3 protein-coding genes and 1 pseudogene are annotated in these 3,718 nt (G+C 63.7%); all 4 read right to left on the bottom strand.

The window, feature by feature from the left end; all coding sequences use genetic code 11:
* Positions 1-279: pseudogene (locus JNN06_RS07945) on the bottom strand (hypothetical protein); the annotation flags it as partial.
* Positions 276-1,139 carry an ABC transporter permease subunit gene (locus JNN06_RS07940; RefSeq protein ID WP_291239055.1) on the bottom strand — a complete coding sequence of 288 codons (864 nt, stop codon included), beginning with the start codon at positions 1,137-1,139 and terminating at the stop codon, positions 276-278. The gene JNN06_RS07940 and the pseudogene JNN06_RS07945, both read right to left, overlap by 4 nt.
* Before the next feature lie 98 nt (positions 1,140-1,237).
* On the bottom strand, positions 1,238-2,038 hold the full coding sequence (locus tag JNN06_RS07935) for an ABC transporter ATP-binding protein (RefSeq protein WP_291239054.1): 801 nt from the start codon (positions 2,036-2,038) through the stop codon (positions 1,238-1,240).
* A 203-nt stretch (positions 2,039-2,241) separates the two neighbouring features.
* A complete protein-coding gene (hydA, locus tag JNN06_RS07930) occupies positions 2,242-3,693 on the bottom strand; it encodes a dihydropyrimidinase (protein ID WP_291239053.1) in 1,452 nt (483 codons plus the stop codon).
* Positions 3,694-3,718 lie beyond the last annotated feature (25 nt).

Raw genomic sequence — 3,718 nt, 5'->3', positions numbered from 1 at the left:
GGTAATTTCCCAGAGATACAACAAGGTCAGCCCGAAAATTGCAGGCACAACATAGCGCGCCCATGGCCCGCCCGATTTTGCCAAAACGGCATTCATCACCCACAAGGCTATCCAGCGCGTGAGAATATCCAAGGTCATCAGCGCATTCAGCGACATCAAGGGAGGCAACCCAAAGTGGCTTCGATACGCGGACCACATGAGCGGCATCCCCACCATCAGGCCAAACCCCAATGGAAGCCAGTTCTGCCAGCGCCGCGCAAAACCCCATTGCCCGCTCATCTTGCCAATCCCATCCGCTTCAGCGTCACCCACTCGGCCCAGCCGATCAGCGCCACCAGTCCCGCCGCCAGCAGCCCGGCGGCAAAAAGCGCGGCCCAGATCTGCACCGTCTGCCCGTAATAGCTGCCCGAGAGCAGCCGCGAGCCCAGCCCCGCCACAGCGCCGGTTGGCAATTCGCCCACGATTGTCCCCACCAGGGAGGCCGCAATGCCCACTTTCAGGCTGGCAAACAGATAGGGCATCGAGGAGGGCAGCCGCAGCTTGGCAAAGCTGGTCAAGGCACCCGCATTCCAGGTGCGCATCAGATCCAGCTGCATCGCGTCGGGGCTGCGCAGGCCCTTCACCATGCCCACCACGACCGGGAAAAACGACAGGTAAGCCGAGATGATCGCCTTCGGCACGATCCCCGTCACCCCCGTCGAATTCAGCACCACGATGATCATCGGCGCAATCGCCAGAATCGGAATGGTCTGGCTGGCAATCGCCCAAGGCATCACGCTCAGATCCATCGCGCGGTTGAACACGATCCCCACCGCCAGCAACATCCCCGCCGCCGAGCCGATGACAAAGCCCAGCCCCGTGGCCGAAAGCGTCACCCAGGCGTGATAGACCAGCGACCGTTTCGAGGTCACCTTCTGCCCGAACAGCCCGTCATACAGCCCCTTCGCCACCTGATGCGGCGCGGGCAGCACCGGGCGTTCCTGTGTCAAGGTCAGCGGCACCAGTTCGGCCAAGGTCACCGCGCGCCCGTCCCGCGCCGCCTGATCATGAACCCAAGCCGCGTTCATCCAGACGGCTGCCAGATACCACAGCGCCACAATCGCCGCCAAAACCACAAGGATCGGCCCCAGATTACGCATGCCGCCCCCCTGCTTTTTCTGTCGAAAAATATCCTCGGGGGGTGAGGCCGCAAGGCCGAGGGGGCGCGAGCGCCCCCTTTGCTCCGGTGCAGGCGCCCTTACACCTCATCGCCATGCCCCGCCCGCAACCCCTCGCGCACGCGGTGCGCGATCTCGATGAATTCCCGGCTGTCGCGAATATCCAGCGGGCGCTCGCGTGGCAGCGGGCTGTCGATCACATCGGTGATCCGGCCGGGGCGTGGGCTCATCACCACGATCTTGGTGGACAGATAGACCGCCTCGGGGATGGAATGCGTCACAAAGCCAATCGTCTTGCCCGTGCGCGCCCACAGCTTCAGCAGCTCCTCGTTCAGCCGGTCGCGCACGATCTCGTCCAGCGCGCCAAAGGGTTCATCCATCAGCAGAATATCGGCATCAAAGGCCAGCGCGCGGGCAATGGAGGCGCGCTGCTGCATGCCCCCCGAAAGTTGCCACGGAAACTTTTTCCCGAAGCCCGCAAGGTCCACCAGCGCCAGCACGCGCTCCACCCGCTCGGCCTGTTCGGCCTTGGAAAAGCCCATGATCTCCAGCGGCAGCCGGATATTCCCGGCAATGCTGCGCCAGGGGTAAAGCCCCGCCGCCTGAAACACATAGCCATAGGCGCGCCGCATCCGCGCCTCATCCGGTGTCATGCCATTCACTGTCAGGCTGCCGCCCGTCGCATGTTCCAGCGCCGCGATACAGCGCAGGAAGGTGGTTTTGCCGCAGCCCGATGGCCCGATGAAGCTGACAAAATCCCCCTTGTTGATCGTCAGGTTCACGTCTTTCAGCGCCTGAACCGGCCCATCCGCCGTCTGGAACACCAGATCGAGGCCCCTTGCCTCGATCACCGCCCCCGGCACTGCCGCATTGTCCCTCATGCCGTCATATCCCTGTCACGCGCTGCGGCCATAGTGCCCCTCGCAGGCTGGAGGAGGCCCAGATGTTCTTGCCGTTCTTTCCCGCATTCCTTGCGACGCAAGGCAATCCCCTTTTCATTCCGGTCTTTTTGCCCCTCTGGCCTGCAACCCTGCACCTTGCGCCCGATGCCGACCCGGAGGATGACCCCCGCGAGGGGTAAGGCTTACACCCCCGTCGCCGGCACGCCCGAGCGCGTGACGGGCCGCGGCGCGGTCAGGTCTTTCCACTGGCTCAGCGCACGGTTCACCGCAGGCCGGGCCTCGCGGCCCACGAAGCGGCCGTGGCCCTCTTGGGTCCGCACCTCACCGTCCTGCACAGCCACCTGCCCGCGCGTCAAGGTAAAGCGCGGCAGGCCCTGCACCTTTTGCCCCTCGAACACGTTGTAATCAATGGCAGATTGCTGCGCCCCCGCCGTGATGGTCTTTTCCTTCGCCGGGTCCCAGACCACCAGATCGGCATCGGCGCCGACCAGAACCGCGCCCTTTTTCGGGTAAAGGTTCAGGATCTTGGCGATATTGGTGCTGGTCACCGCGACAAATTCGTTCGGCGTCAGCCGCCCCGTATTCACCCCATGGGTCCACAGCATCGGCAAGCGATCCTCCAGCCCGCCGGTGCCATTGGGGATTTTCGAGAAATCACCCAAACCGAAGCGCTTTTGCGCCGTGGTAAAGCTGCAATGATCGGTGGCCACACAAGACAGGCTGCCCGATTGCAGGCCCGCCCAAAGGCTCGCCTGATGATCCTTGCTGCGGAAGGGCGGCGACATGACGCGCCGCGCCGCATGGTCCCAGTCAGGGTGGAGATATTCGCTTTCATCCAGCGTCAGATGCTGGATCAGCGGCTCGCCCCAGACCCGTTTGCCCGCCTGACGCGCGCGCCGGATCGCCTCATGCGCCTCCTCGCAGCTGGTATGCACCACGTAAAGCGGCACCCCCGCCATATCGGCAATCATGATGGCGCGGTTGGTCGCCTCGCCCTCCACCTGGGGCGGGCGCGAATAGCCATGCGCCTCGGGGCCGCGATTGCCCTCGGCCAGCAGCTTCGCCGTCAGCTCGGCAACAATATCGCCGTTTTCGGCATGAACCATGGCCAGCCCGCCCAGATCGCCGACGCGGCGGAAGCTGGCGAACAGCTCATCATCATTGACCATCAAGGCGCCCTTATAGGCCATGAAATGCTTGAAGGAGGTGATCCCCGCCTTCACGCTCTCCTCGATGCCCTCCCAAACCTTCTCGCCCCACCAGGTGACCGCCATGTGATAGGAATAATCGCAATTCGCCCGGCCCGATTTGTTGTGCCACATCGCGGCGGCATCCATCAGGCCCTGCCCCTGCCCCGGCAGGATGAAATCCACCACCATCGTGGTGCCCCCCGCCAGCGCCGCCCGCGTGCCGGACTCGAAATCATCCGCCGAATAGGTGCCCATGAAGGGCATCTCCAGATGGGTATGCGGATCAATCCCGCCGGGCATGATGTAACAGCCGGCGGCATCCAGTTCAGCACCGCCCTTGAGGCCCTGCCCGATCTCGGTGATCACCCCGCCCTCGATCTTGACATCGGCCCTGTAGGTCAGGTCCGCCGTGACGACAGTGCCATTCTTGATGATGGTGATCATTGCTCACTCCCAATGTCTTCGACGG

Source organism: Gemmobacter sp., assembly GCF_016792925.1.
Classification (GTDB): Bacteria; Pseudomonadota; Alphaproteobacteria; order Rhodobacterales; family Rhodobacteraceae; genus Gemmobacter.
This window is presented reverse-complemented; position numbering and strand designations above follow the sequence as displayed.

Excerpts from the sequence above, each read along its gene's own strand:
- JNN06_RS07940 (WP_291239055.1), bottom strand. The coding sequence starts at position 1,139 with ATGCGTAATCTGGGGCCGATCCTTGTGGTTTTGGCGGCGATTGTGGCG.
- JNN06_RS07935 (WP_291239054.1), bottom strand. The coding sequence starts at position 2,038 with ATGAGGGACAATGCGGCAGTGCCGGGGGCGGTGATCGAGGCAAGGGGC.
- hydA (WP_291239053.1), bottom strand. The coding sequence starts at position 3,693 with ATGATCACCATCATCAAGAATGGCACTGTCGTCACGGCGGACCTGACC.